This is a genomic window from [Clostridium] symbiosum ATCC 14940, from assembly GCF_000466485.1.
Classification (GTDB): Bacteria; Bacillota; Clostridia; order Lachnospirales; family Lachnospiraceae; genus Otoolea; species Otoolea symbiosa.
The window spans coordinates 1-14,827 of record NZ_KE992814.1 but is presented as its reverse complement, the minus strand read 5'-3'; the positions used below and the strand labels follow the sequence as shown (position 1 = coordinate 14,827).

The window sequence follows — 14,827 nt, the reverse complement described above, 5'->3', positions numbered from 1 at the left end:
TTTTCAGCACACCCCAACATTCAGTATAGAACCTATTTATAATAGGGGGACAAATGAAATATCATTCTATGATACCTGAGTTAACAATATCGGACATTGAAATAACCAAAGATTTTTATCTTAACAAACTAGGGTTTACCCTTGAATATGAGCGAGAAGAGGATAAATTTATTTTTTTATCGTATAATGGAAGTCAATTTATGTTTGAGCAGATACACGAAGAAGGTTGGAATATAGGTAAATTAGAATATCCATTTGGTCGAGGCATTAATTTTTCAATTCGCGCTCCCAATATTCGCAAACAATATCAAGCAGTAATCGATTGTAATGTAAAACTGTTCAGGGAACTTCAAGAAGCAACTTATAAATGTGGTAATGAAGAAATCTTAGAAGTACAATTTTTAATACAAGACTCTGATGGGTATCTGTTGCGCTTTACAAATTAGCTGTGTCTGCCGAATGAGCATAATCCCCACTGCATCTATTTTATACTAATGACACAAAACGGGGCTGTAAAAAAACAGCCCCTAATTAGGTACTTATTTTACATCTCTTTTTTGATGGCGGTGCCCTGCGCGCGGATCATACAGGTTATCGTTTAACAGGAGAACTTTCCTGTTAAAAAAACAGGGAGTTGAGAAGATTGAACTCCCAACTGCCCTGCTTTAGTCTTCCGAAGTAACCCCCCTCATATAAACTTCCACGACGCTGTGAATCAATCCATCCCCATTCAGCGGTTCCGATTCATATTCATGGAATGCCGTCCAAAACTGCTCGTATTCACATTGTGACAGAACCATTTCTCCGGTTGCTTCGGCGCGTTCCTTGTATTTATAATATAGATTAAATAATTGCTGCTTTAAGGTTTCACGTCTGGCGTTGTTTCTCCGTTCTTCCATATCATCCATCTTGTGTTCGATTTCCAGGAGCATTTGGCTCAGCACATTAAATTTATCTCGGGTAACCTTGTTATCCATCTTGCCCGACTCCTTGATATCCCTGATATCATTCATAATGGAGGTCAGCTTTTCTTCGTGCTTTAACAGCATGGAGCTTCTTCTCTAGATCACTCTGTGCTAAATTATGTCTTGCTTTTTCTATATTGTATAAATTCTCTAATTCTTGCCGCTGATTCTGTAGATTTTCCAGTTCCTGTTTATCGGTAAATGACAAAGTACCTAAATTTTGAATATCTTTTATCTTCTGGTCTACTTCGTCTAACTTGGAAGTGTAACTATCCATTTCTGATTGAGAATTCGCAATCTCAGAATTAAGTTCTGCAGCTTTTTCGCTTAGCTCCTCGAACGAAGTAGTACAAACATTTATTATTTTATATGCTCCGGCCATAGCGGCGATAGCTACAGTGATGCCTAGCAAGATTGGATGAGCTGATGATAGTGCTTTTAATTCTACTCCAAGACATTTTATAGACGCCTTAAATCCAGCAGTAACTCCAGTGGCAGTGGCTTCGGCTGTAGTTAATCCAGCTGTTGTAATTATCTGCTGTGCTTCGGCTGCTTCGACTGCTTTCGCTGTCATAATGGCCCTTGCCTGTTCCGCTGTGAATACTTTTTGGTTTATTGCAGCTATTAGGACTTCTTTTGAATATCCAGCAGTCGCTTGTTTTAAACCTTCTACAGTATTTGCTGCCTTTGCGTTTCCAAGTCCGCCAATATTCTCCATAAAAGTAAATGCTTTTGTAATATCATGGATTGCATTTAATGAATTGCCTAGATTCGTTAGTCGCTTTATGGTATACTAAATACAATACTTTTATTAAGGTTGGTGACTTTTATGAATTATGAGGAAGCTAAATATTATTTTGAAAACACCATAGATGGTATAAAGTCTACAATACTATTCGGTGTAATTGCTGATGATAATATACAAAAAGGCATTTCTTATATTAAAGAACTTACATCCTGTGATGACCAGACAGCAAAATTAATTTGGTGCGATTTAAAGATGGATTATGGAACGAAAGCAAACAATCCAATCCTTCTAGCGAGAGAAGAAGAAACTAAACAAAAAGCGAGAGAAGATTATTTGTATCGCAATAACGCAGAATGCCCATACTGTCATTCTAAGAATACAAAGAAAATTTCTGGATTATCTAAGGCCGGTTCTGTAGCTATGTTCGGTGTATTTGCTATGGAAAAAGTGGGTAAACAATGGCACTGCAATAATTGCAAATCGGATTTTTAGACAAAAAGGCAAGAGTGACCTACGGGTTACTCTTTTTGCTATAGTTGCTTTGTTTCCCCAATGGAGCAATTTTGTGTGATTTAGTTGTTTAGTTATTCACGACAGGGTGAAGTGTCGCTGCGTTGGGACATTCGTTAAGAGCATATCAACTAAGGTATGACATACTCCAAGGAAGGGTGCCCTCTCTACTCCTCTCAATCCAAATATTTTTACCCCGTCATGGCTTTCGCCATTGCTGCTCTAACGGATTATATAATAGCCATTTAAAATGTGATTGAGTTGGCTCGTGCGTTACCACAGAATTCTTGCATTTCAGCAAGAACTTTTGTTTCATCCGATTCACTGTTGATAGCAGAATAGTGGTTTCAACGAATTATTCCTTTATTTATTTTGTTTATAGAACCCTATTCGCACAGAATTGTCTGTCACACCATTTCCATGACATCCTTTTCTATACTAGACCAACCAAAAAATCTAGGCAATTTTTGCAGCTCTGCATTTGAGCCAATCTAGGTTCTGTATAAATGCACCGATTCCAAGTCCGGCTCCGACAGTTCCAAACAGTCCAAGTTTCCCAGTCAGAAAATCCACTGCCTCAGCGAATTTATTCAATATATCAATAGATGCCTTCATATCATCGCCGCCAAACAGGTTCTGGCCGATTCCAACTCCTGTTTCTTTTAAGCGGTTTAACTTATAATCAACACTATCGAAAATTCCATTCATTGCTTCCATTGCATTCCCGGCGCTTCTTGCCATGGAAACCATTGCGTTTTCAGCGGAATCAAAGTTTGATAAGATAGTATTCCCCGCGTCTGTCTGTTCTTTCCCGAATAGGGCCTCCAGAGTTTCGGCCTGCGCCTTGCCGGCAAGAGTATTCCATACGTCTGATATTTGCTTTAAGATATCGTAGGTGGATTTACATGTATTGGCGTCCTGCATGACGGAAACGCCTGTTAAATCATAGATTGTCTCTTTGAAATTATCTAAGGATTCACTGAACTGTCCCGTATCCTCGTCAATTCCGCGGATGCGCATGGAAACGGATTTCAGTGCATTCCCGGCTTCACCGGCATTCCCGGCTTCACCGGCGTTTCCGGTGATTTCCGCGGCAGCTGTGCCGAGGGCGATGGTCTGCTCCAAGGTGTTATTTCCGGCGGCCATGGCAGAAGCTGAATTTGTCAGGATATCTACGATAGTTCCATTATTCAATGCCTTTGTATTCCCGATCACATTAATCTTCGATATTATCGTAGATGTAAATAAATGGAAATAAAAAACTTGCCCTTAAACGGCATCAGGCATCATGCCGAAAAAAGACAAGGAGGGAGAGTATCAAAAAGAGAAAATGACTATATGAACGATGTAAATGAAAAAATGCAAGGGTATGGTATAGATGAATACAGATAAGATTTTAGACGGGTACTATAAAGATAATGCTCAGAAGCTGCGTGCGATAGTAGACAAACTGCTGAGAGATTTTGGCGGCATATCCCAAAAAGATTATGATGATTTTTACAGTCTGGCCAATGCGGTATTTGCCGGGGCGTTAAAGCAGTATGACGCCGCCCGGGATTTCGATGGATTTCTTTACTCCTGTCTGTCGAACAGGATTAAAACAGAGATAACACGAAGGAACCGTATCAAACGGCGGGCTGACATGACTGCCATATCAATAGATACTCCCATCGGCGGGGAGAGCGGTGCGACAATCGGCGATACGCTTCAGTCTGAGTTTGACATAACAAAAGAGATTGACAGAGAAACCGGCTTATTCCGGGACGATAAAGTGGTAAGATACCTTGACAGAATACCGGTCCGGACAAGGCAGATTCTTGAGATGAAAATGGAGTCCATACCGGCATCGGATATCAAAAAGATATTAAAGCTGTCGGACAAAGATTATGAGAGGTCTTACCGGCAGGCCCGGTTTTTTGATTATACGAGTATTCTGTTTCAGGATACCGGCAGGGTTAGCAATTTGGAGGAGGTTACAGTTATGCAGAAATCGACACAGACGTTGGAGAAAAGCAAGCCGGACAAGCTTTGCATAGCATCGATTAATAAAAAAATAGAACGGCATACCATCCGGTTTGATCATCCGTTACAGCGCGAATCGGAGCAATGGAGCCCGGCCATGAAGGGAAATCTGATATCAGATATTTTACAGGGGAATCCTATCCCCCCACTGGTGTTTGCGGAACAGGTGGCGAACGGACTGGCCATCATCTGGGATTTGGACGGCAAGCAAAGATGTACGACAGCCTACTCCTTTTCGAAGGATGCTTTTAAAATAACTAAGAATATCAGACGATGGCTGATCGCATACCAGACATCGGTAAAAGGAAAGGACGGGACCGAGATTGGAAGAAGCAGGAGGATATGTGTGAATTCATTAAAGATAATGCAACAGCGGAGGATTTTGACAGCTTCGAGGATTTGGTGGAGAGGATTACAAGGGCTGGAACGGAAGAAACATTTAACATGTTTGATTCAAAAGATTCCTTTATGTGGTTCGGCCTGTTTGCCAGATTCGTAAAGACGGGATTTGACGACAGCAGATTCATAGAATTTATGGCTGAATTTTCCCGTTCCCTGCACCGTAGGGAGATTAACGGAAAGAGCTTTGATGATTTAAATGGGAAAGCGACAAAGGATAAAGCGGTGGTTCTAAACAAGATTAATCATTTAGAGAAGCTCATGAATGAATATTTGGGCACCGGAAAGGAAGCGGGGCCGGTTGATGGAGAAAAGAGCATATTAGAGTTTTTACGAGATACGGTAAGTCCAGGTATAACACAGGAAGATTTCAGCTTGTATCAGGAAATTTTGGAGGATTTATCGCTTAATGTGGATCATTCTTCGAAACTGCTTGAAGAGGCAAACCGGCCGTCTTTACTGGCGCTGGTCGCTTATTCTATTGAAAAGGATATGGATCTCGACATATGGATTGTAGAGTTTTTCAAAAAGAATGCCGCGTACTGTTCAAACCAGGCAGAGAATTATAAAAACATGGTGAAGGAGCTGACGGCGTATTTCCGGAAGCTCCATTAAATACTGATAGCTTGAGATGGGAAAAACCCGTATCTGCGAAGGAGGAACAGATGGATAAAAGATCATTGGAATTTGTCCGGGAAATTTTAAAAATGGAATGCCCGGAGAGAAGGTTTGTTGAGCCTGGGAGTATTGGGAATATGACCGCATCTATACGGTCGGCAACTTTATATACGGGACAGAGCGGGGAGAGGAGTTTGCCGGCGCAGAGCACCCGGGCTTCAAGACGAAATATTCCGTCATGCTGCCTGTGAACTGTGAACTGGTAAAAAAAGAATGAGACACAGGTATGATGGAAATAGGTCGGGAGGTAAAACTGGTGGAATTTATTAATACGGATGTATGGGGAATTGAACATGCCCTCCGCTGGTGCCACAATCTGCAAAACACCTGGGCAAGAAGCGACAGCGGATTATGCAAAGGCGGTGACGATGGAATCGGCTGTGTGCATTGTGCAATCCGGCAGCGGTGTTCCCATTTTTATAACCGTGAGTTTGTGCTTGGTATAAGAGACATGGAATTAATGCAGGGACTTATTTGGGCAGGTGGTGAAGAGGCAGAGTTCCTGCGGATGATACATGTGGCGGTGGATTTAGTGACGGACATGGGAGAGGAGGCGGAATGGAAGAAAGACGCTGCCGGAAAAATGGGAGATGGTGCCGTATGTGTAACGTGGGATACGAATTACGCAAAACTGCGGGAACTTTACAAACAGATTAGAAAGCATGTGGACAGGAATGTTCAGGCGGTCTCCTTCAAAAAATGGATTAAATCGCTTCCATACGGCAGGGAGCTGATAGAATACGAAGGAGAGGAGCGCCGGAATGGGGAGACGATGAATGGGTAAGCGGTGAACAGGCAAACGATGTTTGCCATGTACCGCCCCCTCTCTCCGCCAATGAGAAGAGGACAAGTAATGAGAAAAAGGACAAAACCAAAACGGTTTTGTCCTATCTGAATGGTGGTATGATTCACGGCAGCTACAGCTCCTGAATCATTGCTCTGTTTTCCGTACTTTTCCCCCAGGCTTCCAGGGCAAGTTCGTATGTATCCTGGACTTTCTGTTCCAGAACTTTGATATCCTTTTTCAGGGACAGTTGACCGGCTTTCAGAGCTGCTGTGTCACTTTCCAGCTTGTCGAGCCGCTGTTCAACACGGTCGAGCCGCTGTTCAACACGGTCGAGTCGCTGTTCAACACGGTCGAGCCGTTGTTCAACGCTGTCAAGCCGTCCCTCAACCTTACCGAGACGTTCTGATATCTCAGTAAAACCGGCTTCCATCCGCGCTTCAATGGGCGCAAACAGACCGGCAATTGCCTGTAAATCGTCTTTGGTCAAAGACATACGGTACTCCTTTCCGTGTCTCTCCAACTATTCGAAGTCTCCGCTTCTTTACTTGTTTTAGTCTAGCACATTATGAGAGTGATGTCCAGCATCAGACTTTAAAATTCAGGCAGCCATTTTTCGCAGAAAAATGAGCGGATTGCGAATGTTTTTGAGGATTGTGAGAGCACGCAGTGCGGAGCAATCCGGTTTCAAAGGGGGCAAAAGACCTTTTGACCCCAACATCATGACATTGGTTCACACCTCGTTAGAAAGCGGCGTGGTGCGAACAATAACACGCTTCACAATGAACAGAAAATACAAAACAGACAGAAAAAAGTAAGAATCCATCGAGGAATTTCTGGTAAAATATAACTGTGCTGGAAATAATCCAATGTATCTGCAATATCTGGAAGAATTGCGGATGCAGTTAAGCCAGACGAATCAACACAGACAGGAAGGCAGGAAAGAGAATGAGCGAGAGAAACAGGTGGAGTTACTTTAAGAATATCTGCAGACGGTCATCACGTCACCGGCTGGCGTCATTGCTGCTGGCAGCGGTTTTTATGATGACGGGAACTATGACATCGTCAGCAGGACCGGCTGGCAGCAGTCAGACACCGGTGCAGTCGGGAGAACTTAGAGGAGTCTGGATTTCCTATCTGGACTGGAACAAATGGCCGAAGGATTATGACGGCTTCAGACAGGCCGTTGATTTAGCGATGGATACCTGTGCAGCCAACGGGATGAACGCGGTGTTTGTCCAGGTCAGGCCGGACGGTGATGCAATGTATCCCTCCAAATATTTTCCGTGGTCAAAATTTGCATCGGGACAGCAGGGCAAGGATCCTGGATACGATCCTCTGGCCTATGTCGTTCAGTCTGCCCATGCGAAGGGACTGAAGGTCCATGCCTGGGTAAATCCGTTCCGTATAACCGGATATTTGAACCGTTACAGCGATCTTTGCAGTACTAACCCGGCTGTCGTCTGGGCAAATGATGGAGATCCTGCCAATGATCGGTGGGTGCTGCTCCACCAGGGAGAGTATTATTATAATCCGGCAATACCCCAGGTGCGTCAGATGGTGATAGACGGTGTAAGAGAAATTGTAGAAGGATATGATGTGGACGGTATTCATTTCGATGATTATTTCTACCCAGGGGTAAATGATGGCGATGCGGCCCTGTGGTTTGATAAACCGGAGTATCTTGTCTCGGGCAGCAGTATGAGTATCGCGGACTGGCGGCGTGACAATGTGAATCAGCTTGTAAAGGGAATATACAGTACCATCAAATCCATAAAGCCGGGCGTTGTCTTCGGTATCAGCCCGGAGGGGTACCTTAAGAATCTCCGTTCGAATACAAGATTATTTGTCGATATTGATACATGGATGACGCAGCCAGGCTATATTGATTATATTATGCCGCAGATATACTGGGGCTTTGAAGCAAAGACAGGAGGACAGCCGGCTCCCTATGCATATTCCAATTGCCTGAGAGACTGGATAGAGCTTAAGAAAAAGGGCAATGTAACCCTCTATGCGGGCCTTGCACTTTACAAGACGGGTACTGATACGAAGGACGGAAACGAAGTACCGGAATGGCTCAGATACAATGACATCATGAGACGTCAGGTTTTGGAGGGAAGACAGAGCGGCCAGGTGAGCGGATACTGTTTCTATGATTTCAGCTCCCTGACACGGGCAGGGGCTGCCGCCGAAGTGGCGAATGTAACGGCGTTGTTTAAATAGGACTGTTCACACGGTTGTGCATCGCGGAGCGTGTTATTGTCCGTACCACGCCGCTTTCCGGCGAGGCGTGAACAGTAACTTAAATAGACAGGACAGGCAATTTCATGTAAACTACAAGTTGATAAAATCAAGGCAGCGCGCTATAATGGCAAAATATGGTTATTATGGCGCATTGCTTTTAAATCAACTGTTTACAGGAGCCGGACGATGAATAAGGATAAGAACGATTTTTCACAGGGAAGTGTGGTTAAAAATATCATGAGTCTCGCAGTGCCTATGACTTTGGCACAGCTAATCAATGTACTTTATAACATTGTAGACAGAATATACATAGGAAGGATTCCGCAGGATTCAACCCTATCACTGACGGGAATTGGCCTTTCGCTGCCGATCATTACAATGGTGATCGCGTTTGCCAATCTTTTCGGGATGGGCGGAGCGCCGCTTTGCTCTATTGAGAGGGGCAGGGGAAGGATCGAGGAAGCAGAGAAAATCATGGGAAATTCCTTTACCATGATGGTGATATCAGGCATTCTCCTGACCGCTTTCGGTTTGATATTCAAACGTCCCATGCTCTATCTGTTCGGAGCCAGCGATTCCACCTGGCCGTTTGCCGACGCTTATATCACGATTTATCTGTTCGGCAGCCTTTTTGTTATGGTGGGTCTTGGGATGAACAGCTTTATTAATTCCCAGGGATTTGGCAAAATCGGAATGATGACCGTTCTGTTGGGAGCGGTTTCTAATATCATTCTGGATCCGATTTTTATTTTTGTCCTGGATATGGGCGTGAGGGGAGCCGCCTTCGCCACGATCATATCCCAGTTTTTATCGGCGCTCTGGATTGTCAGGTTCCTGACGGGGGAGAAGACGATACTCAAATTAAAGCGCTCCTGCCTGAAACCGGAGCTGAGGAGGATTAAGGCGATAGTGGGGCTGGGGCTTTCCGGCTTTACGATGGCAATTACAAACTGTACGGTTCAAATAATGTGTAATGCAACGCTTCAGGCATACGGCGGGGATCTCTATGTGGGAGTTATGACGGTCGTTAACTCAGTCCGGGAAGTGGCGTCACTTCCAGTTTCCGGCATTACGCAAAGCGCGCAGCCGGTTCTTGGCTTTAATTACGGCGCTGGGGAATACGGCAGGGTTAAAAAGGCCATTGTTTTCACAGCGGCTGCAGCGATTGCCTATACGGTCGGGATCTGGAGCCTGATTCACGGTTTCCCGGAATTCTTTATCCGAATATTCAACAAGGACCTGAATCTGATAGAGGCCGGTGTTCCCGCGCTGAGGCTCTATTTCTTCGGATTTTTTATGATGTCGCTCCAATTTTCAGGGCAGGCCATCTTCGTTGGGCTTGGAAAATCGAAAAATGCCATCTTTTTTTCTATATTCCGCAAGGTGATTATTGTTGTTCCCCTTACAATTATGCTGCCGGGGATGTTCCATATGGGCACGTCGGGCGTATTTGCGGCGGAACCGATATCCAATTTTATCGGCGGGATTGCCTGTTTTGGTACTATGATGCTTACGGTATGGCCGGAGCTTACAAAAATGCAGAGGGAGAAGGGAAGAGAGACAGGTGGAATTCAGAATCAAAAAAGCAAAGCTTAATGACGTTCATGCGGTGGCCGCTTTGATACGGGCCGTTTGGGAACAGATGGATAACCGGGAATGGTTTGTAATGGATGAGGCGGATTTCCTGAAAGATGTGCTGGAATCAGGCCGAGGCTTTATTTATATGGCCATAGATGCCGGTACAGAGAAACTGGCGGGAGTCATGGATATTCTGACGCCGGGCCTTGAAAAAGATAATCTCGGATATGATGCCGGGTTCCGGGAAGAGAAGCTTCTAAGGACGGCTCACGTTGATTCTGTGGCCATTTTGCCTGAGTATAGAGGAATGCGCCTTCAGGCAATACTGATGGAGGCTGCCGAACAGGAGCTGGCTGTGAAAGGATACCGTTATATGATGTGTACCGTTCATCCGGATAACAGCTTCAGCCGTAACAATATGGTAAGGCAGGGGTACCGTGCGGTATGCAGAAAAGAGAAATATGGCGGCCGAATCAGGGATGTCATGTTGAAGGAGCTTCCCGGTATTATATAATGTGAACGGATTTTTTGATTATTTAAAAACTTTCGGATACTGCGCCGCCTTAGGCTTGACAAATCAATTTCGAGTGCTATAATCAAAGCGTAAAATAAATAGTGTAAAATGCGATGAGAAGAAGAGTAAGACAGGGAAACTGTCCAGAGAGAGGCATGGAAACAGGTGTGATTGCCTTACAGCGGATTTGTCTGAAGACCGGCTTCGAGTGTCCCTTAATCGGGAACGGTGACTCCGTTATAGTCATGAAACGATAACCTGCATGCTTTACGTACAGGTTACCGCCTTCAATGAGAGGTCCGGATAATATCCGGTCAATCAGGGTGGAACCGCGAGAAATTCGTCCCTTGATACACAGATTGTGTATCAGGGGATTTTTTAATTGATAACGGTGACCTGTTCGCGGAACGTGCAGGTTATCGTTTATCAGGAAAGTTATCCAGTTAAACCGCCGCCAAAGCGGCCCCCGCCGCAGGCGGAGATTGTGCTTTAACGCAATTTTGTTTATTTTGAGGAAGGAGAAGAAATGATGAAAATAACATTAAAAGACGGCTCTGTTAAAGAGTACGAAAATCAGATGGCGGTGATCGACATCGCAAAAGATATCAGTGAAGGCTTAGCCAGGATGGCCTGCGCGGGAGAGATTGACGGGGAGACGGTGGATCTGCGCACGATAGTCTGCCAAGACTGCCGGCTAGACATTCTGACGGCAAAGGATGAAAACGGACTGGCGGCGCTGCGCCATACAGCCAGCCATGTGATGGCACAAGCCGTAAAGCGCCTGTACCCGGATACCAAACTGGCAATCGGACCGTCGATTGCAGACGGCTTTTATTACGACGTCGATCCGGCCACGCCTTTGACGGCGGAGGATTTGCCGAAGATTGAGACTGAAATGAAAAAAATCATTAAGGAAGGCCTTGCCCTGGAACGCTTCACTCTTTCCCGGGAAGAGGCAATAGCACTGATGAAGGAAAAAGAAGAGCCGTATAAGGTGGAACTCATCGAAGATCTTCCGGAGGATGCTGAAATCAGCTTTTACCGTCAGGGAGAATTCACGGATCTTTGTGCCGGGCCGCATCTGATGAATACAAAAGGCGTCGGTAAAGCATTTAAGCTTATGAATCTGGCAGGAGCCTACTGGAGAGGCAGCGAGAAGAACAAGATGCTGACTCGAATTTACGCAACAGCTTTTGCCGGCAAAGAAGAACTGGAAAGCTACCTGAGAATGATGGAGGAGGCAAGAAAGCGGGATCACAGAAAGCTTGGAAGGGAACTGGGCCTTTTCATGATGCATGATGCCGGCCCCGGTTTTCCGTTCTTCCTTCCAAAAGGAATGGAGCTTAAGAATACACTGTTGGAATATTGGAGGCAAATTCATAAAAAAGCAGGTTATGTGGAGATCTCCACACCGGTTATCTTAAATAGGAAGCTTTGGGAGACGTCAGGTCACTGGGATCATTATAAAGATAATATGTATACGACAGTGATTGATGAGGAGGACTATGCAATTAAACCGATGAACTGTCCGGGCGGAGTTCTCGCCTATGCGTCGGAACCTCGTTCCTACCGCGATCTGCCGCTTCGAATGGGAGAACTGGGGCTGGTTCACCGTCATGAGAAATCGGGCCAGCTTCACGGGCTGATGCGCGTGCGCTGCTTCACACAGGATGATGCCCATATCTTTATGACGCCGGATCAGATTAAGGACGAGATAAAAGGCGTGGCCCACTTAATCAACGAAGTGTATTCCCTGTTCGGCTTTAAATATCATGTGGAGCTTTCCACGAGGCCGGAGGACAGCATGGGAAGCGATGAGGACTGGGAGATGGCGACGGAAGGCCTGCGTTCCGCGCTTGATGAACTCGGCCTTGACTATGTGGTAAATGAGGGTGATGGTGCATTCTACGGTCCGAAAATTGATTTCCATCTGGAAGATTCAATTGGAAGGACATGGCAGTGCGGCACAATTCAGCTTGATTTCCAGCTGCCGCAGCGGTTTGAACTGGAATATACGGGTGCCGACGGCGAAAAGCACCGGCCGATTATGATTCACCGCGTGGCCTTTGGTTCAATAGAGCGGTTTATTGGCATCCTGATCGAGCATTTTGCCGGCGCATTCCCCACATGGCTGGCTCCGGTCCAGGTAAAAGTGCTTCCTATCTCTGATAAGTACGCAGATTATGCTAAAACAGTTCTGGAGGAGCTGGAAGAAGCCGGAATCCGGGCGGAGCTTGATACGCGTTCCGAAAAGATCGGTTATAAAATCCGTGAGGCCCAGACACAGAAAATTCCGTATATGCTGGTAGTAGGGCAGAAGGAAGAGGAGGAAGGTAATGTCTCTGTGAGAAGCCGTTTTGCCGGGGATGAGGGAAGCGATTCCACAGCTGGTTTTATTGAGAAAATTAAAAAGGAAATAGCAGGAAAAGAGATCCGGCAAACCGAGGCAAAAGAGGAAAAGTAGAGACCGCAGGAAACGAATAATCTCTATTTATATTACGCATACTACTCCTGTATCAGGAAGACTGAGAATATCAGTTTTTGTAAAAGATAAAATCAAGAAACAGGAGGAATCAACCATGACGAAATTGGATTGTAATGTAACAGGGTGCCTTCATAACTCAGAAAACTGCTGCTGTAAAAATGTGATTGTCGTAGAGGGACAGACTGCCAGAGAAAAGTGTGACACATGCTGCGGCAGCTATGATGAAAACAAGGGCGGCATGTTCCGCAATATGTTCAAAACCCCTGAGAACAGATTGGAAGTAGAGTGTGAGGCCGTGAACTGCGTATATAATAAGGATCGTTTCTGCGAGGCCGAACATATCGGCATTACGGGCGGAGACACAACCGAAGCGCAGGGAACGGAATGTTCCAGCTTCAAAGCCCGCTGAGCGGAATAAGCAATAAAAATTGCAACAATAAAAATTGAATAAAGGGATTGACAATCCGGGAATAGTATAGTATAGTTACTGATGTTGTACTTAAAACAACACGACAGGAAAGCAGGTATCCGCCTCACCCTGGCACGAGCAAGTGACCAAGGGTTCATATTTAGCTGAAAATTCCTTAATTGGATTTCCTATTATGATAAGTGGATAGTCTGTCTATCCACTTATTTTTTGCAGTCTATAAATATTATCATGTGATGGGGGTGCACGACTATTAGCGATTTAATGATTAACGAACAGATTAGAGACAGAGAGGTTCGTTTGGTTGGCGAGAACGGAGAGCAGCTTGGAATCATGCCTGCTAAAGATGCGTTAAAGCTTGCAAAGGATGCAGAGCTTGATTTGGTTAAAATTGCTCCAACAGCAAAACCGCCGGTCTGCAAGATTATCGATTACGGTAAATACAGATACGAGCTGGCCAGGAAAGAAAAAGAAGCCAAAAAGAAACAGAAAGTGATCGAAGTGAAAGAAGTGCGTCTGTCACCGAATATCGATGACAACGATTTAAATACTAAGATTAACGCTGCGAGAAAATTTATCGAAAAAGGCAACAAGGTGAAGGTTACTCTTCGCTTCAGAGGCCGTGAGATGGCTCATATGTTTAAGTCAAAGTACATCCTTGACGATTTTGCAGAAAAACTCGCTGATATCGCAACGGTTGATAAGCCTGCAAAAGTTGAAGGAAGAAGCATTGTATTGTTTTTAACTGCAAAGCGTTAAAATAGACAAATATCTAAGGAGGAATTTTACCATGCCTAAAATGAAAACAAGCAGAGCTGCTGCTAAACGTTTTAAAACAACAGGAACTGGAAAGTTAGTAAGAAGTAAAGCTTACAAATCCCACATCTTAACTAAGAAATCTACAAAGAGAAAAAGAAATCTTAGAAAAGACATCGTTACCGATGCAACAAACAGCAAGGTAATGAAGAAGATTTTACCATACTTATAAGATTCGAGGATTAAGAAGGAGGAATTAACTCATGGCAAGAGTAAAAGGCGGATTAAACGCTAAAAAGAGACATAATAGAGTATTAAAACTGGCAAAAGGTTACAGAGGTGCCCGTTCTAAACAGTATAGAGTAGCTAAACAGTCTGTAATGAGAGCATTAACCAGCTCCTATGCAGGACGTAAAGAGAGAAAGAGACAGTTCAGACAGCTCTGGATTGCACGTATCAATGCTGCAGCACGTATCAACGGTTTATCCTACAGCAAGTTCATGTACGGCTTAAAGCTGGCAGGTGTTGAGATGAACCGTAAGGTATTATCCGACATGGCAATCAGCGATGCGGAAGGATTTGCAAAACTGGCAGAACTGGCTAAAGCAAAATTAAGCTGATTTTAATAACCGAGAAAAATAAGTGACCGGAACATTTTGTCGATAGATAAGGTGTTTCGGTTTTTCGGCTCTTTGTCAATAGTTGGGGTGGGAT

General features: G+C 44.7%; 17 protein-coding genes and 1 other annotated feature. Of the genes, 13 read left to right on the top strand and 4 right to left on the bottom strand.

Going from position 1 to position 14,827, the window contains the following annotated elements; genetic code table 11:
• Window positions 1–53: 53 nt before the first annotated feature.
• On the top strand, window positions 54–446 hold the full coding sequence (locus CLOSYM_RS02780) for a bleomycin resistance protein (protein ID WP_044902077.1): 393 nt from the start codon (window positions 54–56) through the stop codon (window positions 444–446).
• Between the two features lie 219 nt (window positions 447–665).
• Here the strand turns inward: CLOSYM_RS02780 and CLOSYM_RS02775 are convergent, their stop codons facing one another.
• Entirely contained in the window at window positions 666–1,049 is a 384-nt protein-coding gene (locus CLOSYM_RS02775) for a hypothetical protein (RefSeq protein ID WP_044902076.1), read from the bottom strand.
• Window positions 1,006–1,683, bottom strand: a complete 678-nt coding sequence (locus tag CLOSYM_RS02770; RefSeq protein WP_021640861.1) for a hypothetical protein — start codon at window positions 1,681–1,683, stop codon at window positions 1,006–1,008. Before CLOSYM_RS02770 ends, CLOSYM_RS02775 begins: the two co-directional genes overlap by 44 nt.
• Window positions 1,684–1,794: 111 nt before the next feature.
• Between CLOSYM_RS02770 and CLOSYM_RS02765 the strand changes: the two genes are divergently transcribed.
• The gene (locus CLOSYM_RS02765; RefSeq protein WP_021640860.1) at window positions 1,795–2,205 is read left to right on the top strand and encodes a hypothetical protein; all 411 of its coding nucleotides are present in this window, start codon (window positions 1,795–1,797) and stop codon (window positions 2,203–2,205) included.
• A 474-nt stretch (window positions 2,206–2,679) separates the two neighbouring features.
• On the opposite strand, the gene CLOSYM_RS02760 is transcribed toward CLOSYM_RS02765, so the two are convergent.
• On the bottom strand, window positions 2,680–3,417 hold the full coding sequence (locus CLOSYM_RS02760; protein ID WP_207747161.1) for a phage tail tape measure protein: 738 nt from the start codon (window positions 3,415–3,417) through the stop codon (window positions 2,680–2,682).
• A gap of 184 nt (window positions 3,418–3,601) precedes the next feature.
• On the opposite strand from CLOSYM_RS02760, the gene CLOSYM_RS02755 reads away from it, so the two are divergent.
• From CLOSYM_RS02755 to CLOSYM_RS02745, 3 genes are all read left to right on the top strand, one after another.
• Window positions 3,602–4,744 (top strand): RNA polymerase sigma factor, sigma-70 family, encoded by a 1,143-nt coding sequence (locus CLOSYM_RS02755; RefSeq protein WP_021640857.1) that lies wholly within the window; start codon window positions 3,602–3,604, stop codon window positions 4,742–4,744.
• Window positions 4,690–5,259, top strand: coding sequence for a hypothetical protein (locus CLOSYM_RS23340; protein ID WP_054345740.1), 570 nt, complete (start codon window positions 4,690–4,692; stop codon window positions 5,257–5,259). Before CLOSYM_RS02755 ends, CLOSYM_RS23340 begins: the two co-directional genes overlap by 55 nt.
• 289 nt (window positions 5,260–5,548) lie before the next feature.
• Entirely contained in the window at window positions 5,549–6,106 is a 558-nt protein-coding gene (locus tag CLOSYM_RS02745) for a hypothetical protein (RefSeq protein WP_021640854.1), read from the top strand.
• A 133-nt stretch (window positions 6,107–6,239) separates the two neighbouring features.
• Here the strand turns inward: CLOSYM_RS02745 and CLOSYM_RS02740 are convergent, their stop codons facing one another.
• Window positions 6,240–6,602: a hemolysin XhlA family protein gene (locus CLOSYM_RS02740; RefSeq protein ID WP_003507712.1), complete on the bottom strand. Its 363-nt coding sequence runs from the start codon at window positions 6,600–6,602 to the stop codon at window positions 6,240–6,242.
• A gap of 452 nt (window positions 6,603–7,054) precedes the next feature.
• Between CLOSYM_RS02740 and CLOSYM_RS02735 the strand changes: the two genes are divergently transcribed.
• From CLOSYM_RS02735 to rplT, 8 genes are all read left to right on the top strand, one after another.
• Complete coding sequence (locus CLOSYM_RS02735; RefSeq protein WP_044902075.1) at window positions 7,055–8,332, top strand: glycoside hydrolase family 10-like protein; 1,278 nt, start codon at window positions 7,055–7,057, stop codon at window positions 8,330–8,332.
• 207 nt (window positions 8,333–8,539) lie between these two features.
• Window positions 8,540–9,949 carry an MATE family efflux transporter gene (locus CLOSYM_RS02730; RefSeq protein ID WP_003507710.1) on the top strand — a complete coding sequence of 470 codons (1,410 nt, stop codon included), beginning with the start codon at window positions 8,540–8,542 and terminating at the stop codon, window positions 9,947–9,949.
• Complete coding sequence (locus tag CLOSYM_RS02725; protein WP_003507709.1) at window positions 9,918–10,445, top strand: GNAT family N-acetyltransferase; 528 nt, start codon at window positions 9,918–9,920, stop codon at window positions 10,443–10,445. The genes CLOSYM_RS02730 and CLOSYM_RS02725 overlap by 32 nt, the downstream gene beginning before the upstream one ends.
• A gap of 104 nt (window positions 10,446–10,549) precedes the next feature.
• Window positions 10,550–10,796, top strand: a binding site (T-box leader).
• Window positions 10,797–10,974: 178 nt separating this feature from the next.
• Window positions 10,975–12,909 carry a threonine--tRNA ligase gene (thrS, locus tag CLOSYM_RS02720; protein ID WP_044902074.1) on the top strand — a complete coding sequence of 645 codons (1,935 nt, stop codon included), beginning with the start codon at window positions 10,975–10,977 and terminating at the stop codon, window positions 12,907–12,909.
• A 115-nt stretch (window positions 12,910–13,024) separates the two neighbouring features.
• Window positions 13,025–13,339, top strand: coding sequence for a DUF1540 domain-containing protein (locus tag CLOSYM_RS02715; protein WP_003507706.1), 315 nt, complete (start codon window positions 13,025–13,027; stop codon window positions 13,337–13,339).
• A gap of 282 nt (window positions 13,340–13,621) precedes the next feature.
• Window positions 13,622–14,116 (top strand): translation initiation factor IF-3, encoded by a 495-nt coding sequence (gene infC / locus CLOSYM_RS02710; protein ID WP_003507703.1) that lies wholly within the window; start codon window positions 13,622–13,624, stop codon window positions 14,114–14,116.
• Between the two features lie 31 nt (window positions 14,117–14,147).
• Window positions 14,148–14,345: a 50S ribosomal protein L35 gene (gene rpmI, locus CLOSYM_RS02705; RefSeq protein WP_003507701.1), complete on the top strand. Its 198-nt coding sequence runs from the start codon at window positions 14,148–14,150 to the stop codon at window positions 14,343–14,345.
• 31 nt (window positions 14,346–14,376) lie between these two features.
• Window positions 14,377–14,733: a 50S ribosomal protein L20 gene (gene rplT, locus CLOSYM_RS02700; RefSeq protein WP_003507700.1), complete on the top strand. Its 357-nt coding sequence runs from the start codon at window positions 14,377–14,379 to the stop codon at window positions 14,731–14,733.
• Window positions 14,734–14,827 lie beyond the last annotated feature (94 nt).